The organism is Thauera aromatica K172 (genome assembly GCF_003030465.1).
Lineage (GTDB): Bacteria > Pseudomonadota > Gammaproteobacteria > Burkholderiales > Rhodocyclaceae > Thauera > Thauera aromatica.
On the sequence record NZ_CP028339.1, the window covers coordinates 2176596 to 2196519 of the forward strand.

Genomic DNA, 19924 nt, shown 5'->3' on the forward strand with positions numbered 1-19924 from the left:
CGGCCCGAAGGGAAGCGCGCCCCTCCCCCGGGGAGGGGCGCGCATCGCGCCAGGAGGGCCGTCCGGTGAGCCGCATTCCCGCATCTTCCCCGCGGCTTCCTTCCGCCGCGGCTTCCACCTCGCCACCGCCTTCCTCCGCCCCGCTGGTGCTGCTTCATGGCTGGGCGATGTCGCCGGCGGCGTGGGCGCCGCTGCAGGCGGAGCTCGGCGCACGGCCGATCCTGGCGCCCGCCCTCCCCGGCCATGGCACCGGTGCGCCCTGCCCGCACGCGCCCGGGCTGGCGGGGTGGACGGATGCGCTTGCCGCCACCCTGCCGCAGGGCTCCACGGGGGCGATCGTGGTCGGGTGGTCGCTGGGGGGACTGCTCGCGCTCGAACTGGCCCGCCGCCATCCCGAACGCGTCGCCCGCCTGGTGCTGATCGGCGCCACGGCGCGCTTCGTCGCCGACGAGGCGGGCTCGCCCGGTCTCGACGCGGACGTGGTGGAAGGTTTTCGCCGCGGCTTCGCGACCGATCCGGGCGCCACGCTGAAGCGCTTCATTGCCCTCCAGTGCCTGGGCGAGGCCGACCGGCGCCGCACCCAGCAGGCGGTCGGCGCCGCCCTCGCCCCGGATGCGGACCGTTTCCCTCCCGACCCGGTGCTGGCCGACGGGCTGGCGATCCTCGCCGACAGCGATCTGCGCCCGCGGCTCGGCGAAATCCACCCGCCCTGCCTGATCATCCACGGCGAGAACGACGCGCTGATGCCCTTGGCCGCGGCGCAGGCCCTGGCCGCGGCCCTGCCCGCCGCCGAACTGCGAGTGCTCGGCGGCAGCGGCCATGCCCTGCCGCTGTCGCGTCCCGCCGACTGCGCCCGGCTGATCGAGGCATTCCTCCAATGACTCCGCCCCAGCCTTTGCCCCCTTTGCCCCCCGTGCGCCCTTTGCCCCCCTCCCCGGCCACGCTTTCACCCGCCGCGCCCACGCACACGCGCCGCCATGCGATCCGCGCCGCCTTCGAGCGCGCCGCGCCCAGCTACGATGCCGCCGCCCATATCCAGCGCGAAATCTGCTCCCGGCTGGCCGCGTTCGGCACCGGCTTCGACCGCAGCCTCGCCCTCGCCCCCGGGGCCCGGGTGCTCGACGCCGGCTGCGGCACCGGCTTCGGCCTCGCGGCCCTCGACCAGCTGTGCCCTGGAGCCCACCGCATCGGCCTCGATCTGGCCCCTTCGATGCTCGCCCATGCGCGGCTGCGCGCCGGGCAGCCGGCCGAGATCCGGGCGCAAGCGCCGGAGGCGGCGGCGTTCCTGCCGCTGTGCGCCGACCTCGAACACCTGCCGCTGGCCAGTGCCCGCCTCGCCCTGGTGTGGTCCAGCCTGGCGCTGCAGTGGTGCACGCCGCGGACGGCGCTGGCCGAAATCGCGCGCGTGCTCGCCCCCGGCGGCGTGGCCCTGATCGCCACCCTCGGCCCACACACCTTGCGCGAGCTGCGCGAAGCCTTCGCCGCAATCGACGAGCACCGCCACACCATCGACTTCCATGCGCCCGCGCACTGGAGCGCCGCCGCCACCGGCAGCGGTCTGCAGGTGGAAGGAGTGGAGAATGTCGCGCTGCAGGCCTGCGCCCCCGACCTGCGCCGCCTGCTCCGGGACATCAAGGCCATCGGCGCCGCCACCGTCGACGGCGAGCGCCGCCGCCAGCCGCTCGGGCGCACGGCGTGGGCGAGACTGGAAGCGCACTACGAGCGCCACCGCCGCCCCGATGGCCAGCTGCCGGCCACCTACGATCTGATCCTGCTGGCGTTGCGCAAACCCTGAGAGAGCCCGCTGTCATGACCACCGAAAAATCCGCCCGCGCCTGGTTCATCGCCGGCACCGACACCGGGATCGGCAAGACCTTCGCCACCTGCGCGCTGCTGCACGCCGCGCGCAGCCGCGGAAAAACCGCTCTCGGCATGAAGCCGGTGGCCGCCGGTGCGCTGCGGATCGGCAGCGAATGGATCAACGAAGACGCCGCCGCGTTGCGCGCTGCCGGCAGTTTCGACCCCGGCCTGGCGCTGCTCAACCCCTGCTGCCTGCGCGCCCCGATCGCCCCCCACCTCGCCGCCGCCGAGGAAGGCGTGCGCATCGCGCCGGCGCCGCTCCTCGCCGCCTGCGATGCCCTGCGCCGGCAGGCCGAGGTGGTGCTGGTCGAAGGCGTGGGCGGCTTTCGCGTGCCCTTTGCCGCGGATTACGACAGCGCCGACCTCGCCGTCGACCTCGGCCTGCCGGTGATCCTGGTGGTCGGCATGCGCCTGGGCTGCCTCAGCCATGCGCTGCTCACGGTCGAAGCGATCGCCCACCGCGGCCTGCCCCTGGCAGGCTGGATCGCCAACCACGTCGATCCGGCGATGCTGCGCCCGGAGCAAAACGTCGCCGCGCTGGAAGAGCGCATCCCCGCACCGCTGCTGGGCCGCCTGCCGTGGCGCGCAGACGGCGACCCACGACAGGCGGCAAGCGCACTGCGCCTGCCGGACTGAGCGCAGCCACTATCAGTCCACCAAGGCTTTCAGCAGCGCATCCCGTCCATCCTGATAGAACTCGATGTCCAGCTTGGTCGCCATATCGTCCGAGAGGTCGAACAGTTGCCGCCGGCAGCTAACCGGCATCAGCAGCGACTTTGCCCCCTTCTCGACAGCCATCTCGGCGAGGGTCACAGCGTTGTGAACGGGCTCGATAGTGCCCCCGATGCTCACCTCACCGACCACAATCAATCCACCGCGGACCGACTTCCGCAGCAAGGCACTCGACAAGGCAATCAGGCAGGCGACGCCGGTCTTTGCCCCACTCTTCGCGGCATCGAACCCTCGCAGTTGCACGGAGAACTCGTGCGAGCGCGGGTCACGGTCGCCGACCAACTGCGTTGCCCGGGTGTAGAGGTTCTGCTCCGCACAGCGCACGGATTCCTGAAACGCCGGTGGCACGGGTTTATTCAGCACACGAACACCACTGCCCGCCCCCTCGGTCACCTCCAACCTGAACAGCCCTGGGTGCTCGTCCGCAGCGCCCGGACTCAACGTCCAGATTTGGCCAGACTCCAGGGGTTCATCACCGATACCCTCCTGGCTGCGCAGCTCCGGCGTGGTGACAAATTTCTCCACCCCTTCCGCACCCAGGGTGTAGCTGAAGTGGGTGTTGCGGAATTCGGCCGCGCCGATGCGCTTTTGCTGCTCCTTCACTCTTCGACGCACTTCGAGCGCCAGCCGCACCGCCCACTCGAGGTCCTCGTCACTGACCGCTGCTTCCGCGTCCGGGTGCAACAGCTTCAACAAACCGCTCACGGTCTTGTTGACGGCGTTGAGGTCTCGCCCGGACAGCGCCCCGCCCAGGAACACCCGGCCCTGCAGCGTCGACACCCGGCTCTGGTTGCGCAGCTGCGTGAAGCACTCGGAGAGGAAGTCACTGACCAAGCCGAAATGCTGGGTGAACAGCGCCGGACTCATCTTCGGAACGTCCCAACCCGGCAGAAAGCCGTGAATCCGGTCCATGAAGGCGGTGTCGTCACGCATCTCCGGTGGTAATGGGCCGAGCAGATGGCCGATGCGCTGCTGATGCTCGACATCCACATCGAAGTTGCCGACCAGCACGATGGAGCCATCCGCGCGGATGCTCTCCTTGCCGCGCGAGAACTCGCCCGACTCCATGTAGCCCTTCATGATATTTACGCCGTCCTTCTGGTCGAAGGACACGCCCGACACCTCATCGAAGCAGACCACGTCGTACTGGCAGACCAGGCCCCTCTGGCCGCTCGAGTTATTCACGAACATCCGGGCCACGGTCGCCTTGCCGCCGGAAATCAGGTGGGCATAAGGCGAAACCTGCTGAAAGAGGTGCGACTTGCCGGTGCCGCGCGGTCCGAGCTCCACCAGGTTGTAATTGCGCTCGACGAAAGGAACCATGCGCAGCAGTAGCGCATCCTTCGCACGGTCGTTCAGCCCATCGGGCTCGACGCCGACGCTGCGCAGGAGAAAGTCCCGCCACTCGGCCGTCGACAGCTGCTTCCTCCCCTCGGCCAGCGAGGCCAGCACATCCCGCTTGGAGAGCTGAATGGCACGCAGGGCGTCGATGCCGAACGGCCGCCCACCCTTCTCCTGGGCAATCGCTGCGTCGTAGCCGAGGGTGATTTCGGCGTAGAAACCGCCGGTGAGCATGCGCTCGTGCTCTTTGATGAGCTCCGGGGAAATACGTACATCGTTCAGTCTCAGGCTGGGCAGAGACGCCACATAGGAGTCGCTCTTGGCATCGAGCCGCGCCGTGATGATGTCGATGATTTTCACCGAGCCGGTCTCTCGCGCGCGCGCCTTGAAGAGTTCTTCCTCCCCGGCTTTAACAGGGTGTTGATTTAATGCACTTTCCAGCATCTGCGCGGGCTCTACGGCTGATATAATTACGTCTGCATTTCTACAGCAATTATTCCCATGCGCGGCATCGACCACAAACAGAACGCCCTGTTCAGCTACGTCAATATCGAAGATCGAATTGCCCCCGATCATCCGTTGCGCCGGATCAAGACGCTGGCCGATATGGTTTTGCGCACGATGTCGCCGCATTTCGATGCGCTCTATGCCGAGGGCGGGCGCCCCTCGATTGCGCCGGAACGCTTGCTGCGCGCGTCGTTGTTGCAATGCCTGTTTTCGATTCGCTCGGAGCGCGCACTGGTCGAGCATATCGACTTCAACATGATGTTCCGTTGGTTCGTCGGCCTGACGCTGGACGAGGCGGTATGGGATCACTCGACGTTCAGCGCCAATCGCGAACGGCTGCTCAAAGAGAGCGTGATGCGCGAATTCTTCGGCGGCGTGGTGGCGATTGCCGAGTGGGCAGATCTGGTCTCGGACGAGCATTTCAGTGTCGACGGTTCGCTGCTGCGGGCGTGGGCCTCGCACAAGAGCCTGATGGCGCGCGACGGCTCGGACGAACCACCGGGGCCGGACCAGGGGCGCAACCCCGAGGTGGACTTCCGAGGGCAGAAACGCTCGAACAAGACGCACGTCTCGCGCACCGACCCGCAGGCCTTGCTGGCCAGCAAAGGCGGCGCAGGTGCCTACCTGAGCTTCACGACTCATGCGCTGGCGGAGAACCGCAATGGGCTGATCGTCGATGTGCATACCACGCAGGCCACGGGCACCGCCGAGCGCGAGGCCGCGCTGGTGATGGTCAAGCGCACCGTGAAGCCGGCCGATGCGACGCGCGAACCGACGCTGGCCGCCGACCGGGGGTACGACACCGCCGAGTTCATCGCTGCGCTTGAGCCGCTGGGCGTGCTGGCGCACGTTGCCGCCAAAACCAAGGGTAGTGCCGTCCCCGTGGCGCTCAAGGCCACGGAGGGCTATGCGGTCAGCCTGCGTCGTCGAAAGATGATCGAAGAGGCGTTCGGCTGGGTGAAGGACATCGGCACGCTGCGCCGTCTGATGGCACGCGGGCTGGAAACGATTCGCGCGCATGCGCTGCTCAATTTTGCCGCCTACAACCTGACGCGGCTGGGTAATTTGCTGGCGCCGTAATCCGATGGCGCAAGCGCGCCATTCGTATTGCGGCATTGGATTGTTGAATACGTTGGCTTTGCAGCGACGGGAGCGCTGCTGAATTGCGGTTGCACAATCGGCGGGAAAAGCGGCTGGAATCGTCATCAGGGCGGCTTGGAACGGATCTTTTCCGCGTCGATTTTTTCCGGGGCGACTGGAAACCGAAGGTGACGGTGAGATTTTCAACACCCTGCTAGGCAGCGCTCAAGAAACACATTTGCGAGGTCGTTCTTTGCGTTTGGGTAGTGCTTCGCACAGTACTCCTTGAGCACATCGACTTGCTTCGTGCGAGCCAAATACGGCACGTTGGTCACCACTAGCTGATATCGCGCATCCAGCAGCCGCGCCGCATCAAGCAGACCGCGGGCGGTCAGGGCGTGGTCCCAGGCCTCATCCTGCACCTCGTTGCCCTCACCCCACAGCGTGGCCGGGCGCTCGGTGGACAGCGCCCGCTCCAGCAGGTCACGCAAGGTGTCGAAGCTGGTGGTGGCGAGGTCGTTCTTCAGGCTGCGCGCCGGGTCGAGCAGACTGCCCAAGAGCGGCGCTTGCGAGAAGCTGTCGTGCAGCAGGCGCAGCTCCTGGCGCAGGTAGACGGCGTTGGGCACCTCGTCCGGAACCAGCGCCATCCAGTCCGCCGCCCGCGCGGCCACCTTCAGCCCACAGCAGGCGATGTTGGGCGCGGGCATGTCCGCGCGCACGCCCAGTGGCTGGCCGACCTCGTCCGGGAAGCGCCAGGCGGCGAGCGCCAGCGCGAACACCGCGATTTCCACGCAGCGCGGGTCCAGCTCCAGGCCATGCAGGTTGTCGCGCAGCACCGCATCCACCGCCTCGCAGGCGGAGAAGTGTTCAGCGGCCATGCGCATCGGCACCAGCAGCAGGAAGGCCGCCACCAGAAAATGCCCCGAGCCGCAGCAGGGGTCGAGCAGCTTGAAGTCGGCGAGGGTGTCGGGCCAGCCCTCGAACTTGCCGGCGGCAGGCGTACCGTCTTCCAGCGTGCGCAGGTAGGTGAGCGGCACCGGGCAGGGTGTGTCCGGGTGCCGGGTGAGCCACCAGGCGCCGAGCGAGTTGTGCAGCAGGAAGTCCACCATGTAGGGCTCGGTGAACAGCTGGGTGACGGCGGGCAGCTCGTCGGCGCCAATCTTCACCTCGGAGGCGTTGACCTCGTCCTTGCGCCGCGCCTGCCAGAACTGATACACCCAGCCCAGGCTGTCGCTGGCCTGGAAGACCTCGGACGGCAGGCTGCTAAGCAGTCGTTCCAGCTCGCGCTGATGCTCAGGCGCAAACACCAGCTCGAACACCGGATGCTGCGGCTTGAACACCTGCGGCAGCATGCGGGCGGCGAGCTTGCCGGCCAGTTCCCATTCGCTGCGCGCGCCCATCGCCATCTCGGGGTGGTGGTCGACCATCTCGCGGCAGTCCTGCAGCGACACCGCCGCGCCCGGCTCCCACAGCAGCAGGCCGTTTTCGGCGAGGAAGCGGGCGAACAGCATGCGGTGCCAGTGCTCATAGGCCACCTCCCACACCAGCCGGCGCAGTTCCTGGGTGTCGTCGTCGCTGCGCTTCGCATCCCCAAGGCTGCGGCCGTGGGCGCGCAGGCGGCGGCGCAGGGCGCGCTGGGCGTCGTTCAGGTAATCCGGCGCCCTGCCCTCGCCCACCGCCAGCTGCTGCAGGGCAGCCCGGGCGGCGGTCTCGGCGATGTCACGGGCGGCTTTGACGGTGTTTTCGAGCTGGGTGCGCAGTGGCTTGGCGAGCGGGGTGTGGATTGCAGTGAGCATCAGGGATTGTCTTGTCGGGCGGGCGGAAGGATCAGGCGCGGCGCAGCGTCCAGGCGGGAAATGCGGTAGACCAGCGTTGCGGGTTGAGCACGACACAGCTCTGACCCAGCGGGCGCTGCCAGCGGGGGCCGGCAGGCTGAAGGGGCAGGCTTCGGCGCAGTTCCTTGTTCACGACACCCAGCAGGCCGTTGTCCAGCGTCAACAGGCAGAGGTAACGCACGGGTTTATCCGGCGTCTCCGCCTCGCGCTCGGCCCAGCGATAAAGCCAGGTGTCGCGGAATTTGTGCACCAGCACGTCGCGTAGGTGGTTGAGGCGCTGGCGACGAACGTTCCGTTCGTCACCGGGCAGCACCGAGCGGAAATCGTAGTCGTCGGGCGCGTGAAAGTCTTTCACCTCGATGAACAGCGTATCGGCGGGCAGTTCGACCACCAGATCCACCGCCTTCATGGCATGCGAGAGGCCGTGAAAACGCGGGCTGGCGGCCACCTTGTCGTCGAAGATAAAGGCGTCTAGCGCCCCAGGAAACTCGAATTCGAAGCCATCGGCCTGCACCTTCATTGGCCCAGCCCCCCCATCTGCTGGCGAATCTCACGGTCGGCGAGCTCGCCCAGGGTGTCGTCGATGGCGTTGGGCTGCAGGTCGTCGTAACGGGCCACGGAAGCGAGCTGGATTTCCCGGTCGGCATCGCGGAACAGGCTGTGGAACAGCACGCGGTCCTGCGGCTGGCACTGCAGGTCGAATTCCTTGAGCAGGTTGTAGTTGTGCGTGGTGACGAACACCTGCACCCCCAGTCGCTGCAGCTCGATCAGGATCTGCACCACGGTGCGCATCAGTTTGGGATTGAGGTTGGCTTCGGGCTCGTCCCACAGCAGCACGCTTCCATCGAGCAAGGTACCGTTCTGAATCAGCACCCAGAGCAGACCGAGCTTTCGGATGCCCTCGGCGAGCAGGGTGAACTCCAGCTCGCCCTGCGGACTTTTCAGAAAAAATTCCTCGTTGCGCGTCACCACCTTGCCCGCCATCGACTGCTGCAGGATGTCGAGCAAGCGCTTGCGGTCCTTGTCGGTCGGGCCTTTCAGGGTACCGAGGAAGGCGCGGTCGATGATGTCCGCGTAGACCTCTTCAAAATGGATGTGACGCAGGCTGTACAAGGAACGGAAGCCCGGTGCGTTGGCCATCATGTCCTTGACCGGGATGTACACCGAGGTGAGCGGGTGTTCCTGCCACTGTTTGTACGAGCCCGAGAGCGTCGCCTTGGCGGGCTCCCGGGTGTGGTTGGACATCGACAAGCGCAGCGACAGCGACCGGGGCTTGTCCGCAACCATCACCGTACGCTGCACGTCCACGGTGCCCGTGCTGCTGCCGCTGCGGCGCTTGACCAGTCGCCCGATCTGCTCGTCCGAGGGCAGAAAAACGCGGTTGAGCTTTTCGGCAAAGTTCTTCTGACTGACGCTGATGTCACAGGCGGCATAGACGAGCTTGAGCAAATGGGTCTTGCCGCAGCCGTTTTCGCCGATGATGACGTTGAGGCCGGGCGAAAACGCCATGTCCAAGCTTTCAAAGGCAGTAAAGCGCTCAAGCTTGATGTTGTCGATCATGTCTCATCCTCGGCTGCGACCCAGTTTTCCAGCTGCAGGCCGGGGTAGTCGCGGAAGTCGTCTTCGTTGTTGGTGACCAGCACCGCGCCGGCGGCGATAGCGTGGGCGGCGATGAGGCGGTCCAGCGCGTCGCGGCGGCGGTCGCGGATGGCTGCCAGCACACCGTACTGGGCCGAGGCATCCGTATCGAGCGGCAATACCGGCACGAGTCGAATGAGTTGGCGCAGGCTGGTGGCGGCTTGCGCATGGTCGGCACCCGTGCAGCGCTCCACGCCATGACTCAGTTCGGCATGCGTGACCACCGACATCACCACCTCACCCACGCTGACCTGCTGAAACCGCGCGATGACTTGAGGGGGATGGTTTTGTATCAAGTGAATGCAGATGTTGGTGTCGAGCATGTAGCGCATGGGCATCAGTCCTTTTCAGGCGATGCCGACGGTGCGCTGGACTGCGCTTCCTCCTGCGCTTTGCGACCAAAAGCGCCACTCCAGTCGCGCTCCTTTTGCTCGTGAAACTCCCGCCCTTCTGCCATGAAGCTTTTTGGAAACGACGCAAAAATCGCCGGCACATCGGCCAGGGTTTCACGCTCCACCGGGCGCAACACCAGGGTGTTGCCGACGCGCTCGATTTCGACCTCATCAGCAGGACCCAGAAAGGCGAGCTCCTTGGGGATGCGCACCGCGAGCGAATTGCCGCTCTTGAACAGACGCGTGAGCATGACGGCCTCCTTGCAATGTATATACTGGATATACAAGTCTAGAAGGTAAGCGGACCTTTGGCTACCTGGGTCAGCAAAAGCTGCTCAACCTCGGCCAACCAGGATTTCACTTCATCCGCGTCGTTCAGCGTGCGCTGCGGCAACTTGACCTGAACCACGTTGGGCTTGAGCAGCTTGGCCGCATCCATGCGCACAGCCGCAAAACGGGTGGTGAGGGCCTGGGTGCGCTCTATCCAGCGTTGCAGGTCGCATTCATCCAGCTCATCGCTGAGCTTCTCGGCGGTGGAAAGGTCCAGCGTTGTCGGTGAATCGATGTGATGGGTGCGGATGAGCTCGGCGTGCTTTTCTTCGCCGAGCTTCTGCCAGTTGCTGTCGGTACTCAGCTGTGCCAGCTGTGCGTCGTATTCGGCGCGATAGGCGTCCAGCTTGGCGGTCAGCGCCTTGCGCAAGGTGTCGGTGGTGCGCTCAAGCACCGGGCGGACGGGGTCCGGCTCGGCCAGCAGGCTGCGCTGGGCGGAGATGGCCGCGACCTCGGCCTTCAGCTCGGCATAAGGGCTGAGCGAGGTGGCGTGGTCCAGGAGGGCCGTGAGCTGGTTCCAGAGCGGCTGGCGCTTCTGAATGAGCTGCGCGGTCTGCTCCCACTGTCTTGCCAAGGCAGTGAGTTCATCGGCCTTGGAAACAAGCTCCAGCAACAGACCATTGCCGCTCGCCTGCTCCAGGGCGGTGAGGGCTGCGGGACTGGGCGGTTCGGGCTGGGGCGCGGGGCCGCCCGCTGCCGCGGCCAGGGACTTGAGCTTGGCAATGAAGGCCGGTGCCCTGGCCAGTTCCTCACCCGGCTGGCAGGCGATGCCCAGGTTCTGGAACAGCCCGCGAATCTTGATTTTCTGGATGGGGGTGATGTTGACCGATTCCGGCTCGAAGAAGGCCTGGGTGAGCTTGCTGCGTTCCAGCGATTTGGCGTCGACCGCTTTGTGCGCGACATCGCGCGCCTTGAGCTCACCGGTGGCGAGCAGGATGTAGAGCGCGCCGTCGATGGTGTCGCGCGGCCAACCGTAGGGGGGCGATTCGAAGTTGTCGCGGATGTCTGCGCCCTTCTTCCCCGCGCCCAGGAAGCCCAGAATCTTCTGGCAGACCGGGTGGGACTTGGGCTCCTGCAGGTGGCCGACGGCGCGCATGGCCTCGGCGTTGCCCTTGCGGGCTTCGTCCAGCACCTTGTCCCAACCTTTCTGGTCGGCGACGTCGAACTCGCGATACAGGCGGATGACCGAGGACTTCACCGCGGCGTTGAGACGCTCGGCCAGGTCGTTACCTTGGGTGACCTCCTGGCCGCCGGCCTGAAACACGCGAACGCCTGCAAACAAGGTGTTGAGCAGGGTGTCGATTTCCTTCTCGGCGTTGCGCTGACGGCTTTCCATCGAGCGCTGCGCGTTGCGACCCTCCTCGGTGTTGGGTGTGCCCTTGCGGCTGAGCGTGGCCTTGGCGGCCTCCAGGGTAACGATGGCGTTGGCAAGGTCCGTCTTGCTCTGCGCCGGCAGGTAGGCGAAGAGCGTGGGGTTCTCGGCACTCCGCGCGCGGGCTTCGGCGATGACGGATTTTTCGTCGGTCTGCCAGCCGTCCTGAATCCACAAGTAAAGCGCCTTGTCGTTGTCCTTGGGCAGAGTTTCGTCGAAGCAGGGCGTGAGCGTGCGCACCTCGGGCGCTTGGCCCTGCACTGCGCGCACTTTGCCCAGCACGGTGCGGAAGCGGGCCTTGAAGTAGTCGGTGCGCTTGACTTCGATGTTCTGCGGTGAGGCCTTGAGCTGGGACTCCTGGGCGCGGAACTCGTCGTACCAGGCGCTGGATTCGCGCGTCTGCAGGTGATATTCGGCGCCACTGGGGCCGTCGAGCGCCATCACCAGGTGGTCCTTCTCCTGCAACTCATCAAGCATGGCAGGAATGGTTCTGCGCAGTTCGGTCGAGCCCCCCTTGAGGTCGGTGACCAGCAGGTCGGCCAGCACGTCTTCGGTGGGTTTGAGACCGATCGCGAGCGCCTTCTCCACAGGGAGCTTGTTGATGAGGTAGATGAGCTTGAGCAGCCGGGCCTTGAGCTGGGACGACGCATCGCCGGCGGCGAATTTCTGCACGCTCTCGAAGATTTCCCGCGAGAACTGGGCGGTGGAGACCAGGTTGGCGGCAATCTGGTCGTAGAGGAAGTCACCCGAGACGACGTAGCCCAGCGGCCGCTCGGCGGTTTCCAGTGCGGCCTCATGGACCACGCGCAACTGGCTGCGCAGCTGGGCAACGGTACCGGTAGCGTCGATGGTGCGCAGGATGTTTTCCCAGAAGCGGCGACGCACCGGCAGGATGGGGTAGTCGGCGGTGATGACGCTTTCGTCGTCGGTGACGTGTTCGAGCTTGGTGCCGCGCAGGTGACGGGAGATTTCACCCAGGTTGTCGCGCCAGACGCGGTCGATTTCGGGCTGGGCGGTCGACTTCTTGGCGAGGATGATCTTGCGGGTGACGTTTTCCACGTCCCAGTCGCCCAGCGTGACCTGCACCGGGAAACGGCCCATCAGGCGCTGCAGGTTGGGCATGCCAGAGAGTGCAGACTGACCCGTACCGACGAACAGCAGCTGACCGTTGAAGTGCTTGGAGAGTGACTCGGTCACCTCCTGCACCTTGTAGGTCTTCTCGGCGTCGGAGCCGATATATTGTTGCACCTCGTCGAGCACAACCAGCGTCAGCGGGAACTTGCCGCCTTCCGACAGCGCGCCCTGGATGGCAGCGACCATCTCGTCGTTGGTGACGTCGGTGACCTGCGGGAACTGGGCCTTGATGAGCTGGCGCAGTGCCGGCTCGCTCTCGGCCATCTTCGGGCTGGCCTGCAGCAGGGCTTTCGACAGATGAGTTGAGACGTAGAGGTGGGGTAGCTCCTGCTGGAGGTTGCGGCCCGCCGCCTCCAAGTTGGACTGCACCGCATCGAGCAGCCCCTCGTGCTTGAGCCACATCACGAAGCGTGCCTGTGCGAACTGCTCTGGCAGTCCCTTCGACTTGAAGATGATGCCCAGCAGCGCCAGGCGCACGTTGTCCCCTGCCCCAGCGCCGAGCTTGCCGGCCGCAGCATGCAACCCGCCGTTGCGTTTGCCTTCGGTGCTCAGTTCCGTGAGCGGGTCTGCGACGGCGTCGGGAAGGTGAGCCAGACCACGCGCTGAGGCGCCTCCGGGAAGTTGCAGGTCAGTCCACAATGCACGCAGCATCTTCGCCAGGTGAGACTTGCCCGAGCCATAGAAGCCCGAAATCCACACCCCAGGCTGTTCGGACTTGGTGCCGAGGTTGCGCAGGAAGGTCGAGAGGATGGTCTCGATGCCCTTCGCGTACTGGCCATCGCACACGAAGGTTTCAAGCTCGTAGCGCAGCACCTCGAGGGCCGCGGCGGAGTGGTCTTCGGAGACTTCGGCCACACCATTGTTGGCCAGCCTGTTTTGCTCGGGGGATTTGACGTAGATGTCGCGGTTCAGCACAGCGTGTTCCCTTGTTCTTGTTGTGACTACAGCTTCGTGTTGCTCAAGCTTCCTTGGCAAGCAGCGGCACGGCGAGGTAATTCCAGCCGTCGCGTGCATCGAGCAGCCGGTAGGCGTGGTTCTCCGGGTGGTACTCGCCGGGGAAGAAAACGACTAGGCGACCGCCCACCGCGTCCTTTATGCCTTCCACGACCGATGAGACGCGCGCCAGTCCGAAGAGGCTGCCGACGCCCATCAGGGCGACCACCGTATTCTGCGTCGCCTCTGCGGTAATGGTCATCTTGATGCGGTCGACCAGGTCATGGACGAACTCGACGATTTCTCCGGCCTGATAACCGGTGAGGTCCTCGGGACACTCGAAGTAGGCGTCGCGGTACTCCTGGGCCGCCATCCACTCGGGGAAGGCGTTGGTGACATCCAGGAGCAACCATTCGCGGCCCGCTTCGAGCGTGGCGAGACGGAACTCTTCGATGTGCGCCCGCAGGCGCAGCTCGTCCGCCTTGTCGTACACCACGAAGATGACGCGCTGGATGGCCGCCAGGCCACCCGCCCACGGCACGGAGATGTGTTCCCGGTAAGCACCGAGCAGTTTCGCGACTTTGCTACTCATGCAGCCATTGCTCCTCTTCGGCCGTCAGAAAACCGGGGAAGCGGACTTCCTTGACCCCGCCTGCGTTCAGGAAAACGATTTGCCCACGATGCGCGGCCGAGTTTGCCAGGGCTTCGAGTTCAGCAGGTGAGCGACACAACAGCGTCATCCAGTGCGAAGAAAACAGCCGTTGCCCCGAGAGTCCTTCAAGATGACTCAAGAATAAGGCATAGGTGATGTTGGTCGGCGTGACTTTAGGCGCGGTGCGGACCTTCCGCGTCCGCCCCGCCATGAAGCCGGCCTGCGTCCAGCTCCCGTTGATGTTCTGAGCAAGGGATTTGAGCGAAGCTGCGCTGAAGCGGTCGGGCTCGCCTGACACGATGAGCGCCTCTACCTCTTCGCGGCGCACGCTTTCACCTACGGCTTTGGCGAGCACGAAGGCTTCCGACCGTCGGAGTAACGGATCGCGCACCAGGGCGAGCATCAGGGCGAGCACGGGTCGGGCCGCCTCATCGAACGTCCAAAGCGTTCGAAAAACCCGGAACACTGGAATGGCAGGATCCAATCCGTAGAGTTCGACGAGATGGCCGAAGGTGAGCAGGCGTGAGTTTTGCGTCGGTTTGCCGAGGATGTTGAGGCTGACCACTTCGTCCCGGTAGCCGTCAGGGATGGCGTCCGGTGAGGTGTGCTCGAAAAGAAGCATGAGCTCGCCGAGCATCATCGTGCGGGCCGCATGCGTACCGCCGCGACCAAGCCGGTAGCCGAGCTTGGTAAGGGATTGGTTTGAGATCACAGGTTCTTGGTAGACATGCAGCGACTGGTATCAGCCGGGAACGCGGTCGCGCAGCACCGCGCGCTGGCGGCGCTGTTCGAACAGGCATACGGCGACCGCGGCGCCGACATTGAGCGACTCGATGCCGCCCGCCATCGGGATCAGCACGCGCTGGTCGGCGGCGGCGAGCAGCGCCGGCGACAGCCCCTGGCCTTCGGCGCCGAACAGCCAGGCGACGGGCCCGGCGAGATCGAGCGCGTACAGCGGCCGGGCGCCCTCGCCCAGCGCCGTCGCCAGGCGGCGGCCGGGATAAGCGGCGAGACGGGATACGGCGTCGGCGTGCTCTTCGATCCGCAGCACGAACTGCGCCCCCATCCCCGCGCGCAAGGCCCGCGGCGACCAGGCCTGGGTGCAGCCCGCGGTGAGCAGCGCGTGGCCGATGCCGGCCGCGGCCGCGGTGCGCAGGATGGTGCCGAGGTTGCCGGGATCCTGCACGCCATCGAGGACGATGAGGTCCTCGTCCAGCGCCCGTGCCGGCACAGCCGGCGGCAGGTCGATCACGGCGAGCAGCCCGGAAGGCGCGTCGACCGGGCTGACATGGGCGAACAGCATGTCGGTGAGCAGGATGCGCTCGGCAGCGGACGGCGCGCGCTCGAGCAGGGTGCGGTGTTCGGCGCGCAGCAAGCCGGATTCGGACACGATCAGGGTCTTGAGCGGCCAGTGCGCGGCGAGCGCGGCATCGACGAGGTGGGCGCCGTCGAGCACGGTCTCGCCGGACTTGCGCCGCTCGCGCGCCGAGTGGGCGAGCGCGTGCAGGCGCTTGACCGTGGGATTGTCGCGGGCGCGGATCGCCTTCACGGTGCGGGCGGGCGTCCCAGCAGCTTGCGCACCGGGGCGAAGCTGCGGCGGTAGAAATCGGCGACGCCGTGCGCCTGCAGCGCGGCGAGGTGGGCCGCGGTGGGATAGCCCTTGTGCGCGGCGAGGCCGTATTGCGGCCATTGCGCGTCGAGCGTGCGCATCGCCGCATCGCGCGCGGTCTTGGCCAGGATGGAGGCGGCCGAGATCGCCGGTTCGGTGGCATCGCCCTTGACGATCGCGCGCGCCGGGTACGGCAGCGCCGGGCAGCGGTTGCCGTCGATCCGGACTTCGCCGGGGGCGCCGCAGCGCCCGAGGTCGAGCGCCATCACCGCGCGCTGCATCGCCAGCAAGGTGGCGTGGAGGATGTTCAGGCGGTCGATCTCCTCGACACTGGCTTCGGCCACCGCCCACGCCAGGGCGTGGGTGCGGATCAGCGGCGCGAGGCGGTCACGGGCCGCTTCGCTGAGCTTTTTCGAATCGGCGAGGCCGGCGATCGGGCGCGCCGGATCGAGGATCACCGCAGCGGCGACCACCGGCCCGCACAGCGGCCCGCGGCCGGCTTCGTCGACGCCGCAGACGAGCACGGGCGCCTGGCCGGCGGCCGGCGGGTCCGGTGCGAACAGGTCCCGGGTCATGCGCCGGCGCCCTTCAGGTAGGGCAGGATCGCCGCCGCCGCCTTGGCCGCGGTGTCCTGGCGCAGGCTCAGGTGCAGCTCGGCAAAGCGCGCTTCGAGCGCGGCGCGGCGGCGATCGTCGGCGAGCCAGGCTTCGAGCGCGGCGGCGAGTTTTTCCGGCTCGGCGTCGTCCTGCAGCAGCTCGGGAACGATGTCTTCGTTGCACAGGATGTTCGGCAACCCCACCCAGGGCAGGTAGGCCAGGCGCTTCATCAGCCGGTACTGCCACTTGCCGATGCGGTAGGTGATGACCATCGGCCGCTTGAGCAGCGCGGCCTCCAGGCTGGCGGTGCCGCTCGCCACCAGGACCACGTCGGCGGCGGTCATCGCTTCCACCGCCTGCCCGGGAAGAACGCGGATCGGCAGGTCGGCGGCGTGGGTGCGGCGCATGGCGTCGTCGAACAGCTGACGCGTTTCCGGCGTCGCCAGCGGAACGAGAAAGCGCACCGCGGGATTGCGTGCGAGCAGGCGGCGGGCGGTGTCGAGGTAGGTGTCGGCGAGGTTGCGCACTTCCGACTGGCGGCTGCCGGGGAGCAGCGCGACGACCGGCCCCGCGCCGTCCACTCCGAGCGCGGCGCGCGCGGCGGCACGGTCGGGCTGGAGCGGGAAGACGTCGGCGAGCGGATGGCCGACATAGCTCACCGGCACGCCGGCGCGTTCGTAGAGAACAGGCTCGAACGGGAACAGGCACAGCATGTGCGACACCGCGCGCGCGATGCGCTTGATCCGCCCGCCGCGCCAGGCCCAGATCGACGGGCCGACGAAGTGGATCGCCGGAATCCCGGCGTCCTTGGTCCGGCCTTCGAGCCAGAGGTTGAAGTCGGGGGCGTCGACGCCGATGAAGGCGGCTGGGCGCTCGGCACGGATCTGCGCCAGCAGCGTGCGGCGGATGGCGGACAGTTCGCGGTAGCGCTTGAGCGCATCGACGTAGCCATGGACGGCGAGGCGCTCGCACGGCCAGCGCGCATCGAAGCCTTCGGCGACCATCTTCGGGCCGCCGATGCCGAAGAACTCGGCCTCCGGCAGATGGCGGCGCAGCGCGCGGATGAGGTGGCTGGCGAGCAGGTCGCCGGAAGCTTCGCCGGCGACCATGGCGATGCGGACGGTCATCGCGTTGAGGTGCTCAGCGCACCAGGCCGCGCCCGGATGCGGCGATGAATTCGGCGAACGGTGCGGCTTCGGCGTGCCCGGAGACGATTTCGGCGACGCGCTGGCGGGCTTCGTCGAGCGACAGGCCGGAACGGTACAGCGCACGGTAGGCGCGCTTGATCGCGGCGATGCCCTCGACGCTGTAGCCGCGCCGCTTGAGGCCTTCGCTGTTGATGCCGTGGGGCTTGGCCGGGTTGCCGGCGACGGTGACGAAAGGCGGCAGGTCCTGCAGCAGCACGGTGCCGACGCCGCAGAAGCTGTGCGCGCCGACGCGGCAGAACTGGTGCACGCCGGTGAAACCGCCGAGGATTGCCCAGTCGCCGACGTGGACGTGGCCGGCGAGGGTGGCGTTGTTGGCGAAGATGGTATGGTCGCCGACCTGGCAGTCGTGCGCGATGTGCACGTAGGCCATGATCCAGTTGTCGCTGCCGAGCCGGGTGACGTGGGCGTCCTGGCTGGTGCCGACGTTGAACGAGCAGAACTCGCGGATCGTGTTGCGGTCGCCGATCTCGAGCCGGGTCGGCTCGGCATCGTATTTCTTGTCCTGCGGGCTGGCGCCGATCGAGCAGAACTGGAAGATCTCGTTGTCGCGGCCGATGCGGGTGTGGCCTTCGACGACCACGTGCGGACCGATGCGGGTGCCGTCGCCGATCTCGACATGCTCGCCGATGATCGAATAGGCGCCGACGCTGACGCCGGCCCCGAGCTTCGCGCCGGGGTGGATGAGGGCGGTGGGGTGGATCATAGGGTCTTCAGCGCGCACATCAGCTCGGCCTCGGTCGCCACGTCACCGTCGACGCGGGCCACGCCCTTGTACTTGTAGATGTTGCGCTTGCTCTGGGTGATCTCGACGTCGAAGATCAGCTGGTCGCCGGGCACCACCGGGCGCTTGAAGCGCACGCTGTCGATGCCGGCGAAGTACACCACGGAGTTTTCGTCGGGCTTGACGCCCATACTCTTGAACGACAGCACCGCGGCGGCCTGGGCCATCGCCTCGACGATCAGCACCCCCGGCATTACCGGGTGGTGGGGAAAGTGCCCCGGAAAGAAGGGCTCGTTGATGGTCACGTTCTTCAGCGCCTTGATGCGCTTGCCTTCTTCGATCTCGAGTACCCGGTCGATCAGCAGGAAGGGGTAGCGGTGCGGCAGGTACTCGATGATTTCGTTGATATTCATGGTGTGGTTCAGTCTGGATTGCGGCCGTTCCGACCGTCGTGCGGGTGTTCGAGGGCGCGTACGCGCGTCGCCAGCGCATCGAGGTGGCGCAGATGAGCGAAATTGCGCACCCATTCGGCGTGGCTCTGGACCGGCAGGCTGGCCGTATAGACGCCCGGCCGGGTAATCGATTTGCTCACCAGGGTGCCGGCGGAAATGACGACATCGTCGCAGATGGAAAGGTGGCCGATGATCCCGGCCTGGCCGCCGATCATGCAGCGCGCCCCGATCCGGGTGCTGCCGGCGATGCCGACACAACCGGCGATCGCGGTGTATTGGCCGATGCGCACGTTGTGGGCGATCTGGATCTGGTTGTCGAGCTTGCAGCCGTCGCCGATCACGGTGTCGTCGAGCACGCCGCGATCGATGGTGGTGTTGGCGCCGATTTCGACCTCGTTGCCGATCACAACCCGGCCGACCTGGGGAATCTTGACCCAGCGCCCGGACTTTTCGCGGGCGAAGCCGAAGCCATCGGCGCCGATCACCGCGCCCGAATGGAGGATGCAGTTCTCGCCGATGACGCAGTCGTGGTAAAGGGTCACGCGCGGCGCCAGCCGGGTGCCCTGCCCGATGCGGGTGCCGCGGCCGATATGGCAGCCGGCGCCGACCACGACGCCGTCACCGAGCTCGACGCCGGCCTCGATCGAGGCGCCGGGGCCGATCTCGACCGTCGGCGGCACGGCGCAGGCGACGGCTGCCTGCGGATGCACGCCGGGCTGCGGCACCGGCAGGGGTGAGAACAGCTGGGCGACGCGAGCGAAATACAGATAAGGATCGGGGGTGACGATCCGCGGCCGGTCGACGAGCAGATCGCGTGCGTCCGGCGCGACAATCACCGCGCTCGCCGCGCTGCGCTGCAGCTGCGGCAGGTACTTGCGGTTGGCGAGGAAGGCGAGGTCGCCCTCCCCGGCCTGTTCCAGCGTGGCAACGCGGCGTATCTCGACACCGGCATCGCCGACCAGCGCGCCGCCGAGCTGCGCCACCAGTTCGTCGAGACGAAACATGCGGGCGCGGCTTTACTTGGCCTCGGACAGGGTCTTGATGACCTTGTCGGTGATATCGATCTTCGGGCTGGCGTAGACCGCCTCCTGGAAGATGATGTCGTAGCTTTCGCTCTCGGCGATCTGCTTGACCGTGCGGTTGGCCTTGTCCAGCACCGAGGCGAGTTCCTCGTTGCGGCGCTGGTTGAGATCCTCGCGGAATTCGCGCTGCTTGCGCTGGAAGTCGCGGTTGAGCTCGCCCAGGGCGCGCTCTTTGGTGCGCCGGTCGCTGTCGGCCATGGTCGTGCCGTTGCGCTCGAGTTCTTCCTGCATGGACTGCAGGTCCTTCGCCAGGCGCTGCAATTCCTGGTCGCGCTTTTCGAATTCCTTCTCCAGTCGCTGCTGGGCGCGCACGGCGGGTGCGGCCTCGCGCATCACGCGATCGGAATTGACGAAGCCGATCTTCGTCTCGGCGATGGCGGCCTGGGAAATGCCGACCAGCGCGGCGGCCACCAGGGAGAGGGTGCGGACGTTCACTTATGCCTCCGGATG

20 protein-coding genes are annotated in these 19924 nt (G+C 66.6%); 4 read left to right on the forward strand and 16 right to left on the reverse strand.

What is annotated here, in order from left to right:
- The first annotated feature begins 65 nt into the window (after window positions 1-65).
- Genes Tharo_RS10300 through bioD form a run of 3 tightly spaced genes read left to right on the forward strand, consistent with a single transcriptional unit; the run spans window position 66 to window position 2496 of the window.
- Complete coding sequence (locus Tharo_RS10300) at window positions 66-881, forward strand: alpha/beta fold hydrolase (RefSeq protein ID WP_245880877.1); 816 nt, start codon at window positions 66-68, stop codon at window positions 879-881.
- 41 nt (window positions 882-922) lie between these two features.
- Window positions 923-1795 (forward strand): methyltransferase domain-containing protein, encoded by an 873-nt coding sequence (locus Tharo_RS10305; protein WP_245880878.1) that lies wholly within the window; start codon window positions 923-925, stop codon window positions 1793-1795.
- A 14-nt stretch (window positions 1796-1809) separates the two neighbouring features.
- A complete protein-coding gene (bioD, locus tag Tharo_RS10310) occupies window positions 1810-2496 on the forward strand; it encodes a dethiobiotin synthase (RefSeq protein WP_107221104.1) in 687 nt (228 codons plus the stop codon).
- 12 nt (window positions 2497-2508) lie between these two features.
- On the opposite strand, the gene brxL is transcribed toward bioD, so the two are convergent.
- On the reverse strand, window positions 2509-4377 hold the full coding sequence (brxL, locus tag Tharo_RS10315) for a BREX system Lon protease-like protein BrxL (protein ID WP_211309594.1): 1869 nt from the start codon (window positions 4375-4377) through the stop codon (window positions 2509-2511).
- Window positions 4378-4434: 57 nt separating this feature from the next.
- Between brxL and Tharo_RS10320 the strand changes: the two genes are divergently transcribed.
- Window positions 4435-5520: an IS5 family transposase gene (locus Tharo_RS10320; RefSeq protein WP_107220113.1), complete on the forward strand. Its 1086-nt coding sequence runs from the start codon at window positions 4435-4437 to the stop codon at window positions 5518-5520.
- Window positions 5521-5723: 203 nt separating this feature from the next.
- Here Tharo_RS10320 and Tharo_RS10325 read toward each other — a convergent pair whose 3' ends face one another.
- The 15 genes from Tharo_RS10325 to Tharo_RS10395 are packed head-to-tail and all read right to left on the reverse strand — an operon-like array spanning window position 5724 to window position 19909.
- The gene (locus Tharo_RS10325; protein WP_211309595.1) at window positions 5724-7316 is read right to left on the reverse strand and encodes a DNA methyltransferase; all 1593 of its coding nucleotides are present in this window, start codon (window positions 7314-7316) and stop codon (window positions 5724-5726) included.
- 31 nt (window positions 7317-7347) lie between these two features.
- Window positions 7348-7875, reverse strand: a complete 528-nt coding sequence (locus tag Tharo_RS10330) for a hypothetical protein (RefSeq protein ID WP_107221106.1) — start codon at window positions 7873-7875, stop codon at window positions 7348-7350.
- Window positions 7872-8915, reverse strand: a complete 1044-nt coding sequence (locus Tharo_RS10335; protein ID WP_107221107.1) for an AAA family ATPase — start codon at window positions 8913-8915, stop codon at window positions 7872-7874. Before Tharo_RS10335 ends, Tharo_RS10330 begins: the two co-directional genes overlap by 4 nt.
- Window positions 8912-9325, reverse strand: coding sequence for a PIN domain-containing protein (locus Tharo_RS10340; protein WP_245880879.1), 414 nt, complete (start codon window positions 9323-9325; stop codon window positions 8912-8914). The genes Tharo_RS10335 and Tharo_RS10340 overlap by 4 nt, the downstream gene beginning before the upstream one ends.
- Window positions 9326-9330: 5 nt before the next feature.
- Window positions 9331-9636: an antitoxin gene (locus tag Tharo_RS10345; protein WP_107221109.1), complete on the reverse strand. Its 306-nt coding sequence runs from the start codon at window positions 9634-9636 to the stop codon at window positions 9331-9333.
- Window positions 9637-9674: 38 nt separating this feature from the next.
- A complete protein-coding gene (gene brxC / locus Tharo_RS10350; protein ID WP_107221110.1) occupies window positions 9675-13136 on the reverse strand; it encodes a BREX system P-loop protein BrxC in 3462 nt (1153 codons plus the stop codon).
- 43 nt (window positions 13137-13179) lie between these two features.
- The gene (locus Tharo_RS10355) at window positions 13180-13746 is read right to left on the reverse strand and encodes a BREX protein BrxB domain-containing protein (RefSeq protein WP_107221111.1); all 567 of its coding nucleotides are present in this window, start codon (window positions 13744-13746) and stop codon (window positions 13180-13182) included.
- The gene (locus Tharo_RS10360) at window positions 13739-14518 is read right to left on the reverse strand and encodes a hypothetical protein (protein ID WP_211309596.1); all 780 of its coding nucleotides are present in this window, start codon (window positions 14516-14518) and stop codon (window positions 13739-13741) included. Before Tharo_RS10360 ends, Tharo_RS10355 begins: the two co-directional genes overlap by 8 nt.
- A 30-nt stretch (window positions 14519-14548) precedes the next feature.
- The gene (locus tag Tharo_RS10365; protein WP_107221113.1) at window positions 14549-15355 is read right to left on the reverse strand and encodes a TrmH family RNA methyltransferase; all 807 of its coding nucleotides are present in this window, start codon (window positions 15353-15355) and stop codon (window positions 14549-14551) included.
- On the reverse strand, window positions 15352-15990 hold the full coding sequence (gene rnhB / locus Tharo_RS10370) for a ribonuclease HII (protein WP_107221114.1): 639 nt from the start codon (window positions 15988-15990) through the stop codon (window positions 15352-15354). Before rnhB ends, Tharo_RS10365 begins: the two co-directional genes overlap by 4 nt.
- Window positions 15987-17138, reverse strand: coding sequence for a lipid-A-disaccharide synthase (gene lpxB / locus Tharo_RS10375; protein ID WP_107221115.1), 1152 nt, complete (start codon window positions 17136-17138; stop codon window positions 15987-15989). Before lpxB ends, rnhB begins: the two co-directional genes overlap by 4 nt.
- A 13-nt stretch (window positions 17139-17151) precedes the next feature.
- Window positions 17152-17922, reverse strand: coding sequence for an acyl-ACP--UDP-N-acetylglucosamine O-acyltransferase (gene lpxA / locus Tharo_RS10380; RefSeq protein WP_107221116.1), 771 nt, complete (start codon window positions 17920-17922; stop codon window positions 17152-17154).
- Window positions 17919-18353, reverse strand: a complete 435-nt coding sequence (fabZ, locus tag Tharo_RS10385; protein ID WP_107221117.1) for a 3-hydroxyacyl-ACP dehydratase FabZ — start codon at window positions 18351-18353, stop codon at window positions 17919-17921. Before fabZ ends, lpxA begins: the two co-directional genes overlap by 4 nt.
- Window positions 18354-18361: 8 nt before the next feature.
- A complete protein-coding gene (gene lpxD / locus Tharo_RS10390; RefSeq protein ID WP_107221118.1) occupies window positions 18362-19396 on the reverse strand; it encodes a UDP-3-O-(3-hydroxymyristoyl)glucosamine N-acyltransferase in 1035 nt (344 codons plus the stop codon).
- Window positions 19397-19408: 12 nt separating this feature from the next.
- Window positions 19409-19909 carry an OmpH/Skp family outer membrane protein gene (locus Tharo_RS10395; RefSeq protein ID WP_107221119.1) on the reverse strand — a complete coding sequence of 167 codons (501 nt, stop codon included), beginning with the start codon at window positions 19907-19909 and terminating at the stop codon, window positions 19409-19411.
- Window positions 19910-19924: the final 15 nt, after the last annotated feature.